Annotated in this window: 12 protein-coding genes, 4 tRNA genes and 1 pseudogene; 8 read left to right on the top strand and 9 right to left on the bottom strand. The window is 60.1% G+C overall.

Going from position 1 to position 14,871, the window contains the following annotated elements:
* Positions 1-147: 147 nt before the first annotated feature.
* Positions 148-1,146, bottom strand: coding sequence for a LysR family transcriptional regulator (locus tag D8U70_RS14620; RefSeq protein WP_024013940.1), 999 nt, complete (start codon positions 1,144-1,146; stop codon positions 148-150).
* Between the two features lie 89 nt (positions 1,147-1,235).
* Here D8U70_RS14620 and D8U70_RS14615 point away from each other — a divergent pair, with 89 nt between their 5' ends.
* From D8U70_RS14615 to D8U70_RS14600, 4 genes are all read left to right on the top strand, one after another.
* Positions 1,236-1,862: an alanyl-tRNA editing protein gene (locus D8U70_RS14615; protein WP_130929160.1), complete on the top strand. Its 627-nt coding sequence runs from the start codon at positions 1,236-1,238 to the stop codon at positions 1,860-1,862.
* A gap of 90 nt (positions 1,863-1,952) precedes the next feature.
* Positions 1,953-2,723, top strand: coding sequence for a 2OG-Fe(II) oxygenase (locus tag D8U70_RS14610; protein WP_130929159.1), 771 nt, complete (start codon positions 1,953-1,955; stop codon positions 2,721-2,723).
* Position 2,724: 1 nt separating this feature from the next.
* On the top strand, positions 2,725-3,363 hold the full coding sequence (locus tag D8U70_RS14605; protein WP_016773667.1) for a LysE family translocator: 639 nt from the start codon (positions 2,725-2,727) through the stop codon (positions 3,361-3,363).
* Positions 3,364-3,551: 188 nt separating this feature from the next.
* Complete coding sequence (locus tag D8U70_RS14600) at positions 3,552-5,291, top strand: dipeptidase (RefSeq protein ID WP_130929158.1); 1,740 nt, start codon at positions 3,552-3,554, stop codon at positions 5,289-5,291.
* 136 nt (positions 5,292-5,427) lie between these two features.
* On the opposite strand, the gene D8U70_RS14595 is transcribed toward D8U70_RS14600, so the two are convergent.
* From D8U70_RS14595 to D8U70_RS14580, 4 genes are all read right to left on the bottom strand, one after another.
* Positions 5,428-5,503, bottom strand: a tRNA-Gly gene (locus D8U70_RS14595).
* A 3-nt stretch (positions 5,504-5,506) separates the two neighbouring features.
* A tRNA-Glu gene (locus tag D8U70_RS14590) sits at positions 5,507-5,582 on the bottom strand.
* Between the two features lie 104 nt (positions 5,583-5,686).
* Positions 5,687-5,762 (bottom strand) — tRNA-Gly (locus D8U70_RS14585).
* A gap of 3 nt (positions 5,763-5,765) precedes the next feature.
* Positions 5,766-5,841, bottom strand: a tRNA-Glu gene (locus D8U70_RS14580).
* Between the two features lie 384 nt (positions 5,842-6,225).
* On the opposite strand from D8U70_RS14580, the gene D8U70_RS14575 reads away from it, so the two are divergent.
* Positions 6,226-6,984, top strand: coding sequence for a hypothetical protein (locus D8U70_RS14575; protein WP_039764159.1), 759 nt, complete (start codon positions 6,226-6,228; stop codon positions 6,982-6,984).
* Positions 6,985-7,239: 255 nt separating this feature from the next.
* Here the strand turns inward: D8U70_RS14575 and D8U70_RS14570 are convergent, their stop codons facing one another.
* The 3 genes from D8U70_RS14570 to D8U70_RS14560 form a co-directional block, all read right to left on the bottom strand.
* Complete coding sequence (locus D8U70_RS14570; protein ID WP_130929157.1) at positions 7,240-9,207, bottom strand: methyl-accepting chemotaxis protein; 1,968 nt, start codon at positions 9,205-9,207, stop codon at positions 7,240-7,242.
* 108 nt (positions 9,208-9,315) lie between these two features.
* Complete coding sequence (locus tag D8U70_RS14565) at positions 9,316-10,716, bottom strand: PLP-dependent aminotransferase family protein (protein ID WP_130929156.1); 1,401 nt, start codon at positions 10,714-10,716, stop codon at positions 9,316-9,318.
* 191 nt (positions 10,717-10,907) lie between these two features.
* Positions 10,908-11,669, bottom strand: a complete 762-nt coding sequence (locus D8U70_RS14560) for an SDR family oxidoreductase (RefSeq protein WP_016773663.1) — start codon at positions 11,667-11,669, stop codon at positions 10,908-10,910.
* 237 nt (positions 11,670-11,906) lie between these two features.
* On the opposite strand from D8U70_RS14560, the gene D8U70_RS14555 reads away from it, so the two are divergent.
* Positions 11,907-12,911: an NADP-dependent oxidoreductase gene (locus D8U70_RS14555; protein ID WP_073472221.1), complete on the top strand. Its 1,005-nt coding sequence runs from the start codon at positions 11,907-11,909 to the stop codon at positions 12,909-12,911.
* A 126-nt stretch (positions 12,912-13,037) separates the two neighbouring features.
* Here D8U70_RS14555 and pyrF read toward each other — a convergent pair whose 3' ends face one another.
* Entirely contained in the window at positions 13,038-13,736 is a 699-nt protein-coding gene (gene pyrF, locus D8U70_RS14550) for an orotidine-5'-phosphate decarboxylase (RefSeq protein ID WP_122746841.1), read from the bottom strand.
* A gap of 262 nt (positions 13,737-13,998) precedes the next feature.
* On the opposite strand from pyrF, the gene D8U70_RS14545 reads away from it, so the two are divergent.
* Entirely contained in the window at positions 13,999-14,748 is a 750-nt protein-coding gene (locus tag D8U70_RS14545) for a response regulator transcription factor (RefSeq protein WP_073472218.1), read from the top strand.
* Positions 14,748-14,871, top strand: a pseudogene (locus D8U70_RS14540) (two-component sensor histidine kinase); the annotation flags it as partial. The gene D8U70_RS14545 and the pseudogene D8U70_RS14540, both read left to right, overlap by 1 nt.

The following is a 14,871-nucleotide window of genomic DNA, read 5'->3' as shown; positions in this document are numbered from 1 at the left end:
GTAGGCTGACACGGGGGGCGCTTGTAAAAAAGTAAGTCGCCGTAAGGGCGAAACCCTAAGCAGCCGTTACCGCAGAAACGGATATTCACCCAAACCACCAGAGCATGGTCGGCCCAAAGGCCGCCAAGCCCCCCCCCAAAAAAAACCTCAAAGCAACCCCTCACTCTCCGGCAGCTCATACGCCACAGCCGCATTGCTCCCACCGGCAGATTTCCCGGGCCTACCCAACGTCGGCTCCTTCTGCAAACACTCCACCAGATAATCAATAAATACCCGCAACTTCGGCGGCAGATACCGCGTCGGCGAATGCAGCAACCACAACCCACCATGATAAGAGGCAAGAAACGTCCAGTCCGGCAACACCTGCACAATCAACTTCTGCTCCAAGGCGTAACGCGCCGTGAAATACGGCAGACTGCCAATCCCGATATGCTGCAACACCGCCCCCAACCGCACACCCGTGTGATTGGCGGCATAGCGCCCACGCACGCCGACCGTCACCGCCTTGCTGCCCTTCTTGAATTTCCAGCGCGCATCGCTCGGCGTTTCGCCCAGATAAATACAACTGTGATTGAGCAAATCGTGAGGATGCGTCGGCGTGCCGTGTTCGGCCAGGTATTGCGGCGTGGCGCAAAGCAAATGATCGATGGTCAGCAACTGCCGCCCGACCAGACCGGCCGGTGGACGATCAGTGATGCGAATCGCCAGATCGACATGATCATCGATCAAGTCGACCTGACGATCTTCCAGCAGCAACTCCACATCAACCTTGGGATAGCGCCGCAGAAACTCCGGCATGTGCGGATGAATCACAAAGCGCCCCACCGCTTTCGGCACGCTGACCCGTACCAGACCTTCGGCTTCGTGGGTGAACTGGCCGCTGATTTCCATCACCGATCTGGCCGCACTGACCATTTCCTGGCAACGCTTGAACACCTCCTCACCGCCATCGCTCAAGCGCAGTTTGCGCGTGGTGCGTTGCAGCAAGCGCGTGGCCAACGCCTTCTCCAATCGGGAAATACTGCGACTGACCGCCGAGGGTGAGGAACCCATCTGCCGCGCCGCTTCAGAGAAGCTGCCGGTCTCGACAACCTTGACGAAAATCGCCATTTCACCCAGCAGCGGCAGCGGAAGATTGATGCTCACGACGCACAAGTCCTTTGATGTTGGAACGGATTATCACGTTATTGCACGATTCATATAATAAAAACAGAACTTCGATCAGGGCATGGAATATGACGCTTCGCCTGTTTTTTCACAGTGACGACCTCAAGGCGAATGTCGAAGTCCTCGACTGCACACCCCACGAGAACGAATTCGCCGTAGTGCTGCGCGCTACCCTGTTTCACCCCCAGGGCGGCGGTCAGCCTTGCGACACCGGCTGGATCGGTGAAAGCCGGGTGTCGCGCGTGGTGCAGGAACCTGAGCGCATTGTGCATTTCGTCGACCGCCCGCTGCCGCTGGGCATGACCGTCATCCGCATCGACGAAGAACGCCGCCGCTTCAACACACGCATGCACTCGGCCGGGCACCTGATCGGTCATTTCATTCAGGCCATGGGCTGGATGCCGATCAAGGCGCACCACTGGCCGGACGAAGGTCGGGTCCAATTCAAAGCGGGCGATGGCGCAGAAGAAGTCGATGCGCCAACCGTTCAAACCGGTATCGAGCAGTGGATCGAACACGATCTGCCGCGTCTGACTTCACTGCGCGAGGGCGCGCGGGAAATCAGTTTCGGTGAACTGCCAGCCTATGGCTGCGGTGGCACCCACGTACGCAGCCTGAAGGATTTGGGCACAGTCACGATCGCGTCGCTTTCGCAGAAGAAAGGCACGCTGTCCGTCCACTACAGCGTGGATTGAGCATTTCGGACGTTGCCATCGCGCAGCGTCCGACGCCGGGGAACCGCACTCGCCGGTTCCGTTGACTATCGATAGATGGACCTAAAACAAATGATGCTAGACGTCGAGCGTCTCGATGAGACGTGCATAAAAAAACTGGCCAACGAAGAAGTCCTCGCCATCCGCGTCAAACGCTTTCTCCCCGAGCCGCTGGCGATCGAGATCGGCGACAAGATCCTCGCCCCGGGCTTTGAAGGCTACATCAACGCGCCGAGTATCGGCCGCATCGGCATGGCCTTCTACGAGGCGGAAAACCAGCCGCTGCTGATCGAGGATTACTTCGAACGCGCCACCCGCAACATCGCCGAACTGCGCCAGCGCTGCGCGCCCTACTCTTCGCCGATCGACACGTTGCGCTGCATGCTCGACGAGTCCTGGCCCGCTGGCGCGCATCTGCAAAATCTCTACGGGCGCAAGATGTATGTCGGCTTGTCGCGCGTGGTCAAACCCGGCGTGTGCTTTCTTGCTCATCACGACATCTTCGCCAAGGACGCCCCGGACAGTTTTCAGGCGCGCAGCCTCGAGGCGCAATTCGCCTGCAACGTCTACCTGAACATGCCCACCGAGGGTGGCGCCTTGCAGATGTGGAATGACCACATCACCCCGGATCAATTCGACGAAATGCGCGGCGACAGTTATGGCATCGAGCCGTCGCTGCTGGGGCCGCCCGCCCTCGAAGTACGACCGCAGCCCGGCGATTTCATCATGTTCAATTCGCGGCGCATGCACTCGGTGACTCCGGGCGTGGCCGATCCGCGTTTGAGCCTGTCGTTCTTTGTCGGCTATCGCGGCAATGCCTCCCCTCTGACTTTCTGGAGCTGACATGCTTTCCAATTACCTGGGCGAGTTTCTCGCATTGGCCACCATCCACTTTCTCGCCGTGGTTGCGCCCGGTCCGGACTTCGCCGTGACCATCCGCCAAAGCGTGCGCTTCGGTCGCCTCGTCGGCATCTGCACTGCGCTGGGCATCGGCGCGGGGATTTCCGTGCACGTGCTATATACCTTGCTCGGCGTCGGCGCCTTGATGCACACCACGCCGTGGCTGCTGACTGTGGCCAAAGTGGTCGGTGGGGCTTACATCCTCTATCTGGGCGTCAGCCTGATTCGCAGCAAACCGAAGAGCAGCGTCGAAGGCGAAAAAACCGCCGATGAGCCGCTGGTTGAACAGTCGCTGTTCAAAGCCTTCAGCACCGGTTTTCTGACCAATGCGACCAACCCCAAGGCCACGCTGTTCTTCCTGGCGATCTTCACCACGATCATCAGCGCCAGCACACCGCTGCAGATCCAGGCGTTCTACGGATTGTGGATGTGCTTCGTCAACGCGCTGTGGTTTGTGATCGTCGCGCTGTTTTTCTCCAGCAACAAAGTGCGCCTGCTGTTCATGCGCCTTGGACACTGGTTCGAGCGCAGCATGGGCGTCATCCTGATTCTGTTTGCCGGACGCCTGATGCTGTCGATGTAACTCACACAAAAAAAGTCCCGGCATCAGCTGCCGGGACTTTTTCATTTGTGCGCCTCTTTTGCATTTCTGTGCGACAGATCAAGTTTGCGACTCCCTTTCCCAGCGCTCGCAGTGTTAGGTTTACAAAATGTTTCTGTCACAAGCGTCAGAAATACTTTCCCAATCCTTTGCAAAGGAATGCCTGTTCCATGGTCTTTTCCCTGAAAAAACTGGCCGCCGCCACTCTGGTCATGGCCAGCCTCACCGCGTTTACCAGTGCCGCACAAGCCAACATCACTGCCGAGCAAAGTGCAGCGATTCTGAAATCCCTCGACGGCAAGAACCTGACGGACTTCCGCAGCTTCCTTGGCAGCCTGGCGAAAAGCGACCTGGCCAAGTCGGATAAGCTCAACCCGTCCATCAGCGCCTTCCTCGACAACAAGACCCTGAACGCCGAACAGCAGAATGAAATTCACCGTCTGCTGGGCATTTATACCCGCGTGAAATATGGCAAGGCCGCGCTGGAAACCCTGCGCCAACTCGTCGAGATCCCGACCTTCCGCAAGGACGGCGTGGAGCAACACGACAACCCGGAATTCATCAAGATTGCCGGCGAGATCCAGAAACTCGCCGAATCCTTCGGTTTGAAATTCCGCAACATCGATAACCGTGTCTACGAAATCTCTCTGGATGGCAAAGGCGACGAAGTCGTTGGCATTCATGCCCACGCCGATGTGGTGCCGGTGACGCCGGAAAACTGGGTGCTGAAAGATGGCACCAAACTCGACCCGTTCAAAGTCACGCTGATTGGCGATCGCATGTACGGTCGTGGCACAGAGGATGACAAGAACGCGATCGTCGTGGCGCTGTACGCTATGAAAGTGATCAAGGACGAGAAACTGCCACTGGCGCGTAACTTCAAGCTGCTGGTCGACACCACCGAAGAAACCAGCGGCGACGCCATTCCCTATTACTTCGAGCGCAACCCGACGCCGAACTACAACATGGCGCTGGACGGCGGTTATCCGGTAGTGATCGCCGAAAAAGGTTACGGCACCGTCATGGCCAGCTTTGCCAAACGCAAAGGCGAAGGCAACGGCGCGGAAATCGTTTCGATGACCGGCGGCAAGGCGACCAACCAGATTCCGTCCGCGTCGGTGGCCACGCTGGTAACCGACAAGCCTGCCGAGCTCGCCGCCAGTCTGCAAAAAGCCGGCGACGCCTACGCCAAAGCCAACGGCGGCGACTTCGAAGTCGCGGCAAAGGTTGATGGCAAAGACGTCAAACTGACCGTGACGGGGGTTTCTGCGCACTCCTCCGAACCAGAGTCCGGCGTCAACCCGGTCGCGCGGATGTTGAGCTTCATCAACAGCCTGGACGGCAAAGTCGCGCTCAAGCACAACCAGTTCACCGACGCCGCGCGTTATGCCGATGACAACTGGGGCCTGGACTACCTGGGCAAAAAACTCGGCGTGGGCTTCTCTGACTCGTTCATGGGGCCACTGACCACCTCGCTGACCTACGTCGGTGAGGATGACAAGACCTTCAAACTGGCGGTGAATCTGCGCGTACCGAAGGGCAAGTCTCCGGAAAAGCTCAAGGCTGAGATCGCTGAGAAACTGGATGCCTGGAGCAAGAAGACTCATGTCGCTGTAGCGTTCGACTATTCCGTGGCCGAACCGATGTATCGCAACCCCGAAGGTGAATGGGTCAAGGCGCTGCTTGCCGTAGCCAGCGAAAACCTCGGCATGAAGTCGGAATTCGGTACTTCCGCTGGCGCGACTTCGGTTCACGAATTGCCGAACGGCGTGCAATTCGGCCTGGCGCGACCGGAAGCCAAATACACCGGCCACACCGATGGCGAATTCAAGACCGTCGACCAGTTCCTGCTGGATCTGCAGATCGTCACGGAAATGATGGGGCGTGTCGGGCAGTTGCCGAAGCTGTAAAGCTCTGCCTGAGCCCGATCATTAATGACCGGGCTCAAAATAAAAAAGGATCTGTGAAAAGGTCCTTTTTTATTGCCGCCACAAAACGCGCACAAACAAAAACGCCGATCATCACTGATCGGCGTTTTTGTGAAATTGGAGCGGGAAACGAGACTCGAACTCGCGACCCCGACCTTGGCAAGGTCGTGCTCTACCAACTGAGCTATTCCCGCAAATGGCGTCCCCTAGGGGACTCGAACCCCTGTTACCGCCGTGAAAGGGCGGTGTCCTAGGCCACTAGACGAAGGGGACACGCTACCCGGAACACATGGTGTGTGTTTCGGTGTCCAGATCCGCATCCGAAGACTTGGTTCTGGTTTCACTCAGCACCGCCCGAAAGCACTGCTGTTTAAAATTGGAGCGGGAAACGAGACTCGAACTCGCGACCCCGACCTTGGCAAGGTCGTGCTCTACCAACTGAGCTATTCCCGCAAATGGCGTCCCCTAGGGGACTCGAACCCCTGTTACCGCCGTGAAAGGGCGGTGTCCTAGGCCACTAGACGAAGGGGACACACTACAACATTCACTCCCTGCCGCGTTTCGCTGTGTGCTTTACGCTGCAAGTGGCGCGCATTCTATGGATGGATTGAGGGGTCGTCAACCCCCTGATATAAATTTATTTAAATCAATGACTTCGACCCGGATTACGGGCCGCGTAGGGCTTTTCCGTCGTCCGAAACCTGACGCCTATATTCCGCCACTCGCCAAGACGTTATAGTCCACCGCACAGTGATGGCAATCTGCACATCAAGCGCCAGCATTCATCTATACAGCTGGCGGCCGATACAGATTGCAGCAGCCGATCAAACCCGTCGAGCGGCGCTAGGCGCCTAAATGCCCAGCCACTACACTCGCATGCGAACCCTATAAAGAGGTCTTACCGGTGACACCACTCATGATCACCCTGCTAGTCGTAGCCGGGATCGCAATTCTGATCGCCATTGGCTACATGAACCATGTGGTGGAAAACAACAAACTGGAGAAGGCCCGCACCAAAGTCGAACTCAACGACCGCCTGCGCCGCTGCGGCGAACTGACCGAAACCTTCCCCGGCCAGTTCATGACCCCGGCGCTCAAGCTACTGCTGACCCGCCTGGAACTCAACGTCTGTCAGCGCCTGCTCAATCTGGAAAAAACCAGCGCGACGACCAAGGCCCGCATCACCGAACTCAGCGCCCTCGTTGCCCAGGGCGAATCGATCCCGGTGAACAACCCGCCCGCGCCGATCCTGACCGAAGCCAAAGCCAAAGACGTGCGCTTCCTCCTCGAAGCCCTGCACGGCCAGATCACCCGCGCCGCCCACGACGGCTTCCTGCCACCCAACGAAGCCAAACAATGGATTCGCGAAGTGCGCCACATCCTCGTGCTGCTGCACATCGAATTCTTCAACAACCTCGGCCAACAGTCCCTGCAACAAAACCAACCCGGCCAGGCCCGCCTCGCCTTCGAACGCGGCGTGCAATACCTGCGCAAACAGCAGGACCCGCAAATGTATGCCGAGCAACTGCAATACCTGGAAAAACTCCTCGCCCGAGCCAACGCCCAGGTCATGGACAAGATCGCCCCGGTGGAAGGTGAAGAAAACCAACTGACCGCGGGCTTGAAGGATGTCGAAGCCGATGCGGACTGGAAGAAGAAAGTGATTTACGACTAAGGCGCGAATACTGGGGAGAGAAGCCACCGTTATTGGTGGCTTTTTTGTGGCCGACTTGAAAGAGGATGTGAATCGATGACCGCTTTCGCGAGCAGGCTCGCTCCCACATTGGGAAGCAGTGTTCTCAGGTAAAAATCGGTCGGCTGTCAGGCCGCCTTCGTTGGCAAGCCAGCTCCCACAGAACAGCAAAAGCAAACCCGGGCCATCCCCACGCGGCGAAGCCGAGAGCCTGGTCGGCCCAAAGGCCGCCAAGACTCAAAGCCGAAAATGCCCAACCATCGAGCGCAACTCACCGCCCAACTGCGCCAGCTCAACACTCGAAGCCGCATTCCCGCGCATGGCCACGGAAGAGTGATCCGCGCTCGCACGAATCTGCGTAACACTGCGATTGATCTCCTCCGCCACCGAACTCTGCTCCTCCGCCGCCGCCGCGATCTGCTGATTCATCTGCTGAATCAACGACACCGCCGCGGCAATACTCCCCAGCGCACTTTCGGTCTGCAACGCATCACTGACCGCCAGCTTCACCAACTCGCCACTGCTGCGAATCTGCTGCACCGACGACTGCGCCGCCGCGCGCAGGGCACTGACCAAGCGTTCGATCTCCTCGGTCGATTGCTGCGTACGCCGTGCCAGCGCACGCACTTCATCGGCGACCACCGCGAATCCCCTGCCCTGCTCGCCCGCCCGCGCCGCTTCGATCGCCGCGTTCAGCGCCAACAGATTGGTCTGCTCGGCCACGCTCTTGATCACCTCCAGCACCGTGCCGATATTCTGGATCTCGGCGCTGAGGCTTTCGATGCTGGAACTGGCCGAGGTCGCTGAATCCGCCAACTGCTCGATCCGCGCCATGCTTTGGCGCACCACCTGCTGGCCGCTCTCGACCTTGTCATCCGCCGTCTGCGCCGCCAGCGCCGCCTCTTCGGCATTGCGCGCGACGTCATGCACGGTGGCGGTCATCTGGTTCATGGCGGTGGCGACCTGCTCGGTTTCCTCCTTCTGGCTGTTGACCTCCAGATTGGTCTGCTCGGTCACCGCCGACAGCGATTGCGCGGAACCGGCCAAGCGCTCGATACCGGCCTGCAAGCCGCTGACAATCGTGCCGAGGCCGGCAGCCATCTGCTGCATCGCCAACATTAGCTGACCCATTTCATCGCGGCGCGTCACCTCGACCTTCGCCGTCAGATCACCCGCAGCAATCTGCTGCGCCACACGAATGACACTGCGCAGCGGCGCAACGATCAGGCGCGTGATCACCCACGCGGCGAGTAATCCGACCAACAAGGCCAGCGCCGAAGAGCCAATGATCAATACCGTGTTCTTTTTCAGCTCCGCCTGCATCGAAGCATCTTCGGCGACATAGGCCTGATTGACCCGGTCCACCACTTGCGCGGCACGCTGATGCAACTGGTCATAAACAGTTCTCTCTTGCGCCAGCAAACCGGTGTATTCAGCCAGTTTCTCATTGAATCCGGCGATATGCCCCGACACTTCGTTGAGCACCGTCAGATAGCCCTCGTCCTTGACCGTGGTTTTCAGCGCCTCGGCCTGCTCCTGCGCTTGCGCGGCCTGCTCGATGTTGCCCTGACCGGCATTGTCGGTATCGCCCTTGCGGCTTTGATCCAGCCGCACCCGCGCTTCGTTCATCGCTTGCAGCATCAGTCGCGAGACCTGACTGACCTGATTCGCCTGTTCGATGAACTGGGCGCCGTCGTTGCCCTCGGTGTCTTTCAAGGTGTAGGCACCATCATCGGCCAGCCCGCTCTGCAACACATCGAGGTTATTGGCCACACTGGACACCGACCAACTGGCCATCTCCAGCGCAAGGTCCTTGGCCTGGCTCAGCGAGACGAATTCATCGAAGGCCTTGCGATACGCACCCAGGGCTTGCTCGACATCGCTCATCACCGGCACATTGGCCGGGGAATGTGCCTTGAGCTCGCCGGCAAGGACGATCAGCTCATCGACGCCTTCGCGCAAGGCATCGGCGGTCTTCGGATTGCCGCGCAGGGCGTATTCCTGCTCGAGCAGGCGCACCTTGAGCAGGCCGCTGTTGAGCGCGGACATCTGCTTCAAGCCGTCGAAACGCAGGCTGATGGTTTGCAGAGACCAGACGCCGATCGCCGCCACCAATGCAGTCAGCAGCAAGACCAGCACAAATCCGATACCCAGTTTTTTCGCCATACCGAGGTTGGCAAAACGTCCTTGCACGGCCGAAATCATTGCGCGTAGTCCCCTGCCAAAGTCTGTTGCCGAAGATTCGCAACGGGCTCGAACCAGCACAAGACTCTGGCGTCGGAATAATGGCAAAAAGCTACGCCCGCGTCGTTTTCAGAATGCTGGAGGTCGATCCGCGCAAGTATTGCGAAAAAACTGCCGAGCCCGAGGGTCGCAGGCACAGGCCACATTGATGCGCTGCCAGTCACCGCACTCACCGCTGGGACTGAAGGCGTCCGCTGCGGATAACTCCAGCCCGCAACGCTGGGCCTGCCTGCGCACCGACGTCTGGTCGCGCAAGCGTGCCCGCGCCCAGATAAACAGCCCGCCAACCGGCTTGCCAAACACTTCCCACTCGGCGTCTTCCAGGGCCTGCAAGGCCGCCGCGCGATCGGCATTCAAGCGCTGGCGCTGGCGCTGCACCAGTTTGCGATAAGCGCCGGTCGCCATCAGCCTGGCCAGCACCGCCTCGGCCAGCCTCGAACAGCCGAGCCCGCTGATCATCTTGACCTCGGCCAGGCGCTTCAGCAGCTCGCTGTCCGCCAGGACAAAGCCGATCCGCAACGAGCTGCTCAGTGTCTTGGAAAAGCTGCCGACATAAATGACCCGGCCGCCATGGTCCAGCGCCGCCAACCGTGTACCGCTGCCGGTGTGCAGATCAGCGTAGACGTCATCTTCGATCACGCGCAGGTCGTAGGTCTTGCTCAACTGCACGATACGCTGGGCCACCGCAGGCGTCAGGCAGCTGCCGGTGGGGTTGTGGTGATGGCTGCCGATAAACAAGGCAGCGGGACGAAACTGACGCAGCACTGACTCGAGCATGTCGATGTCCGGCCCGCTCGGTGTCCGACGCACTTCGAGCATCTGTACGCCGTGCAGGCGCAGCAGGTCAAACAACGGTGCATAACCGGGCGTTTCCACCACCACGCAGTCGCCGGCCTTGAACAGGGTGCGCACGATCAGATCGAGCGCATGACTGGCACCGCTGGTGCTCATCAGCCGAGCACTGCAGGCGTCGATATGCAGCAGTTTCAGGCGCTTGGCAATTTGCTCGCGCAACGCTGGCAGGCCCAGCGGCGAGCTGTAGTTGAACAGGCTGGCCATGTCGGTGCGCGCCACCTCGCGCAGCGCATAGCTGAGGTCGTCGGGCTCACGCCAGCTCGGCGGCAAGCCTCCTTGCCCCAAGATCAAGCGGCCCGTCGAAGCGCTCACCTCATCGCACCACGCATGGCGGCCCTCGAACACTGCCAGTTCCGAGTCCGTTTCGCGCAACGGCGGGGAGGCCGCGACGATGAATCCCGCGCCCTGACGCGCAGTCAACACACCTTGCGAAACCAGGCGCTCGCAGGCTTCGACGACACACGACTGGCTGAGCAGATTACCCCGGGCGATTTGCCGTACGGAGGGCAACCGGGTGGCCGGCGGGATGCCGCTTTGCACAATCCAGTCAGTCATTCCGTCGACGATCTGCTGCACGACCGGCACCATTGCCTGTCGGTCAATTCTCAGTTCCATGAGCTCGCAAACTCCTGTCAGTTTTGCTGGCAGCAGTAAATCACAGCCGCGCCGCCGAGGCTGTGCGACAACGCCGCCAAATGCGGCAGTTCTAACGGTTTGATACACATTGTTTAACGGTATTCACAGGGACCAACCGCGAGGTACAAAAAACCCCGCACGCAGGCGGGTTCTTTGTATTTCGGCAACTTTCAGAACGCCGTCACGCCGCCGTCCACCGCCAATGAGTGCCCAGTGGTGAACGCTGCGCCATCGCTGCACAGATACAGCACCGCGCTGGCGATTTCCTCGACCTTGCCAATGCGCCCGACCGGGTGCATGGCGTTGGCGAATTCGCCCTTCTTCGGGTCGGCTTCGTAGGCACGGCGGAACATGTCCGTATCGATCACTGCCGGGCACACTGCGTTGACGCGGATTTTCTTTTTCGCGTATTCGATCGCCGCCGACTTGGTCAGGCCGATCACCGCATGTTTCGACGCCGCATAGATGCTCATTTTCGGCGCTGCGCCCAGCCCGGCTACCGACGCCGTGTTGACGATCGCGCCACCGCCCTGCGCCAACAGCAACGGCAGCTGATACTTCATGCACAGCCAGACGCCTTTGACGTTGACGCCCATGATCGCGTCGAACTCGTCCAGCGTACCGTCGGCGAGTTTGCCCTTCTCGATTTCGATCCCGGCGTTGTTGAAGGCATAGTCGAGACGACCGTAGGTATTGATCACCTCATCCATCAGATTTTTTACATCGCTTTCCACCGTCACGTCGCAGCGCACGAAGGACGCTTCGCCACCGGCGGTACGAATCAGCGCAACCGTGCCTTCGCCTCCAGCCGCGTCGAGGTCAGCCACCACCACTTTCAGGCCTTCGGCGGCAAACGCCAGGGCTGTCGCGCGACCGATGCCGTAGGCGGCTCCCGTGATTACAACCACCTGACCGGAAAACGTCATGCTCATGGAGATGTCCTCGAATGCAAAAAAACTGGGAGATGTTGGCGTCGCAGCATAGCCAAGGGCAGCGAAAGCACGTCAGCACTATGCAATCGCTGTTTAGCGGCGCATGCGCTGCAGTGATAAAACCCACCCCGTAACCATCACTGCACTGGATCGACTCGCATTCGCCGTATCAGCCAACCTTGCGACATCGCCGTTGAAGAGCTATCAACAAGGCTTCATTCCATTCGAGTGCCTGTCATGACCAACCAGACCAATCGCCAGTTCCTGCTCGCCAAACGCCCGGTGGGCGCCGCGACCCGCGAGACTTTCACTTATCAGGAAGTACCGGTCGGCGAGCCACAGGCGGGACAGATTCTGGTGAAAAACGAATACTTGTCCCTCGACCCGGCCATGCGCGGCTGGATGAACGAAGGCAAGTCCTACATCCCGCCGGTCGGTCTCGGTGAGGTCATGCGCGCACTGGGCGTGGGAAAAGTCATCGCCTCGAACAATCCTGGCTTCGCCGTCGGCGATTACGTCAATGGCGCCCTCGGTGTGCAGGATTATTTCCTCGGCGAGCCGCGCGGTTTCTACAAGGTCGACCCGAAACTCGCGCCATTGCCACGCTATCTGTCTGCACTGGGCATGACCGGCATGACCGCCTACTTCGCCCTGCTCGACGTCGGCGCCCCGAAAGCCGGTGACACCGTGGTGCTGTCCGGCGCGGCCGGTGCGGTGGGCAGCGTGGCCGGGCAGATCGCCAAAATCAAAGGCTGCCGCGTCGTTGGCATTGCCGGCGGGGCCGACAAGTGCAAATTCCTCATCGACGAACTGGGCTTCGACGGCGCCATCGATTACAAGGCCGAAGACGTCGTGGCCGGACTGAAGCGCGAATGTCCGAAAGGCGTGGACGTGTACTTCGATAACGTCGGTGGCGACATTCTCGACGCGGTGCTGAGCCGCTTGAACATGAAAGCGCGGGTGGTGATCTGCGGCGCCATCAGCCAGTACAACAATAAAGAAGCGGTCAAAGGCCCGGCCAATTACCTGTCACTGCTGGTCAATCGCGCGCGCATGGAAGGTTTTGTGGTGATGGACTACGCCGCGCAGTTCGCCAACGCCGCCCAGGAGATGGCCGGCTGGATGGCCAACGGGCAGCTCAAGAGCAAGGAAGATGTGGTTGAAGGGCTGGAGACGTTCCCGGAGACGCTGATGAAACTGTTCAACGGCGAGAACTTTGGCAAGTTGGTGTTGAAGGTTTAAGGCCAGCCTGAAACCAATGTGGGAGCGAGCCTGCTCGCGAAAGCGGTGGATCAGTCGGTAATGATGCCGACTGACACTCCCTCTTCGCGAGCAGGCTCGCTCCCACAGTTGGATCTTCAATAAGCTTTAGGCAATTTCGGCTACGACTGCGGCCAACGCCTGCGCCGGATCTGTCGCCTGGCTGATCGGACGGCCGATTACCAGGTAATCGGAACCGGCATCCAGCGCCTGACGCGGGGTCAGAATGCGCCGTTGGTCATCCTGCGCGCTGCCCGCCGGGCGAATTCCCGGGGTCACCAGTTGCAGCGACGGGTGCGCGGTTTTCAGCGCCGACGCTTCCAGCGCCGAACACACCAGACCGTCCATCCCGGCCTTCTCGGCCAGTGCCGCCAGACGCAGCACTTGTTCCTGCGGCTCGATATCCAGACCGATACCGGCCAGATCCTCGCGCTCCATGCTGGTCAGCACGGTCACACCAATCAACAATGGTTGCGGACCACTGCGCTTGTCCAGCTCTTCGCGGCAGGCCGCCATCATGCGCAGGCCACCGGAGCAGTGCACGTTGACCATCCACACGCCCATCTCGGCAGCGGCTTTCACGGCCATCGCGGTGGTGTTGGGAATGTCGTGGAATTTGAGATCCAGAAACACTTCGAAACCCTTGTCACGCAGGGTGCCGACGATTTCCGCCGCGCAACTGGTGAACAGTTCCTTGCCCACTTTGACCCGGCACAGTTTCGGGTCCAACTGGTCGGCCAGCTTCAGTGCGGCGTCACGGGTGGGGAAATCCAGGGCGACGATGATAGGAGTCTGGCAGGCGGACATGGATGGGCTCTCAGGCTGGTCGAAAACGGCGCGCATTGTAGCGGAACCGGCGGCGGCGCGGCACCCGATGATCGGTAAATCGTCGCGCTGGCGGTTATCAGCTTAGCCCGCACGGTTATTGTGTCGACTTCGATACACAGCCGACACGCCGGCAACACGCACCCGGGTTAGCCTCGCCCGGCGCAACACGTCCTTACAACAGCACTTCCCGCCTCCCGGCCGGACGCCTATGCTGAAACCACCCCAGGCAGCGAACAGCCCCATGCACAACACCCCGACAACCGTGACGGATGAAAGCAAAGACGACAAGCGCTGGAGCATCCGAGCGCTGATCGTCGATGATGACGTGCCGATCCGCGAGCTGATGATCGATTACCTCGCCCGTTTCAACATTCACGCCAGCGGCGTCACCGACGGCGCGGCGATGCGCCAGGCGCTGCAGGGCGAACATTTCGACGTCATCGTCCTCGACCTGATGCTGCCCGGCGAAGACGGCCTGTCGCTGTGCCGCTGGCTGCGCGCCGAATCGCACATTCCGATCCTGATGCTCACCGCCCGCTGCGAACCCACCGACCGCATCATCGGCCTGGAACTGGGCGCCGACGATTACATGGCCAAACCGTTCGAACCACGCGAACTGGTCGCCCGCATCCAGACCATCCTGCGCCGCGTGCGCGACGACCGCAGCGAACAGCGCGCGAACATTCGCTTCGACAACTGGCGCCTGAACAGCGTCCTGCGCCAAGTGGTCGCCGACAACGGCCTGGTAGTGCCGTTGTCCAACGCCGAATTCCGCCTGCTCTGGGTCTTCATCGAACGCCCGCGTCGCGTGCTCAGCCGCGAACAACTGCTCGACGCCGCTCGCGGTCGCTCGATCGAGGCTTTCGACCGCAGCATCGACCTGTTGGTCTCGCGCCTGCGACAAAAACTCGGCGACGACCCGAAAGCCCCGCAACTGATCAAGACCGTGCGCGGCGAGGGTTACCTGTTCGACGCGCGGGACATCGGCTGATGAAGGCGCGCTTGGACACCCTGTTCGGTCGCCTGTTCGGGGTGCTGTTCGCGGCGATTGTCCTGGCGCACCTGCTGGCCTTCGCCTGGTTCAGGCTCTACGGCCCTCCTCCGCCCCCACCAC

This window comes from Pseudomonas sp. Sample_20, assembly GCF_004307585.1.
GTDB lineage: Bacteria > Pseudomonadota > Gammaproteobacteria > Pseudomonadales > Pseudomonadaceae > Aquipseudomonas > Aquipseudomonas atacamensis.
The sequence above is the reverse complement of the archived record's forward strand: the minus strand, read 5'-3'. Positions and strand labels throughout refer to the sequence as shown.

Excerpts from the sequence above, each read along its gene's own strand:
- pyrF (WP_122746841.1), bottom strand. The coding sequence starts at position 13,736 with ATGTCCGCCTGCCAGACTCCTATCATCGTCGCCCTGGATTTCCCCACC.
- D8U70_RS14545 (WP_073472218.1), top strand. The coding sequence starts at position 13,999 with ATGCACAACACCCCGACAACCGTGACGGATGAAAGCAAAGACGACAAG.
- D8U70_RS14600 (WP_130929158.1), top strand. The coding sequence starts at position 3,552 with ATGGTCTTTTCCCTGAAAAAACTGGCCGCCGCCACTCTGGTCATGGCC.
- D8U70_RS14605 (WP_016773667.1), top strand. The coding sequence starts at position 2,725 with ATGCTTTCCAATTACCTGGGCGAGTTTCTCGCATTGGCCACCATCCAC.
- D8U70_RS14615 (WP_130929160.1), top strand. The coding sequence starts at position 1,236 with ATGACGCTTCGCCTGTTTTTTCACAGTGACGACCTCAAGGCGAATGTC.
- D8U70_RS14560 (WP_016773663.1), bottom strand. The coding sequence starts at position 11,669 with ATGAGCATGACGTTTTCCGGTCAGGTGGTTGTAATCACGGGAGCCGCC.
- D8U70_RS14610 (WP_130929159.1), top strand. The coding sequence starts at position 1,953 with ATGATGCTAGACGTCGAGCGTCTCGATGAGACGTGCATAAAAAAACTG.
- D8U70_RS14575 (WP_039764159.1), top strand. The coding sequence starts at position 6,226 with ATGATCACCCTGCTAGTCGTAGCCGGGATCGCAATTCTGATCGCCATT.
- D8U70_RS14565 (WP_130929156.1), bottom strand. The coding sequence starts at position 10,716 with ATGGAACTGAGAATTGACCGACAGGCAATGGTGCCGGTCGTGCAGCAG.
- D8U70_RS14555 (WP_073472221.1), top strand. The coding sequence starts at position 11,907 with ATGACCAACCAGACCAATCGCCAGTTCCTGCTCGCCAAACGCCCGGTG.
- D8U70_RS14570 (WP_130929157.1), bottom strand. The coding sequence starts at position 9,207 with ATGATTTCGGCCGTGCAAGGACGTTTTGCCAACCTCGGTATGGCGAAA.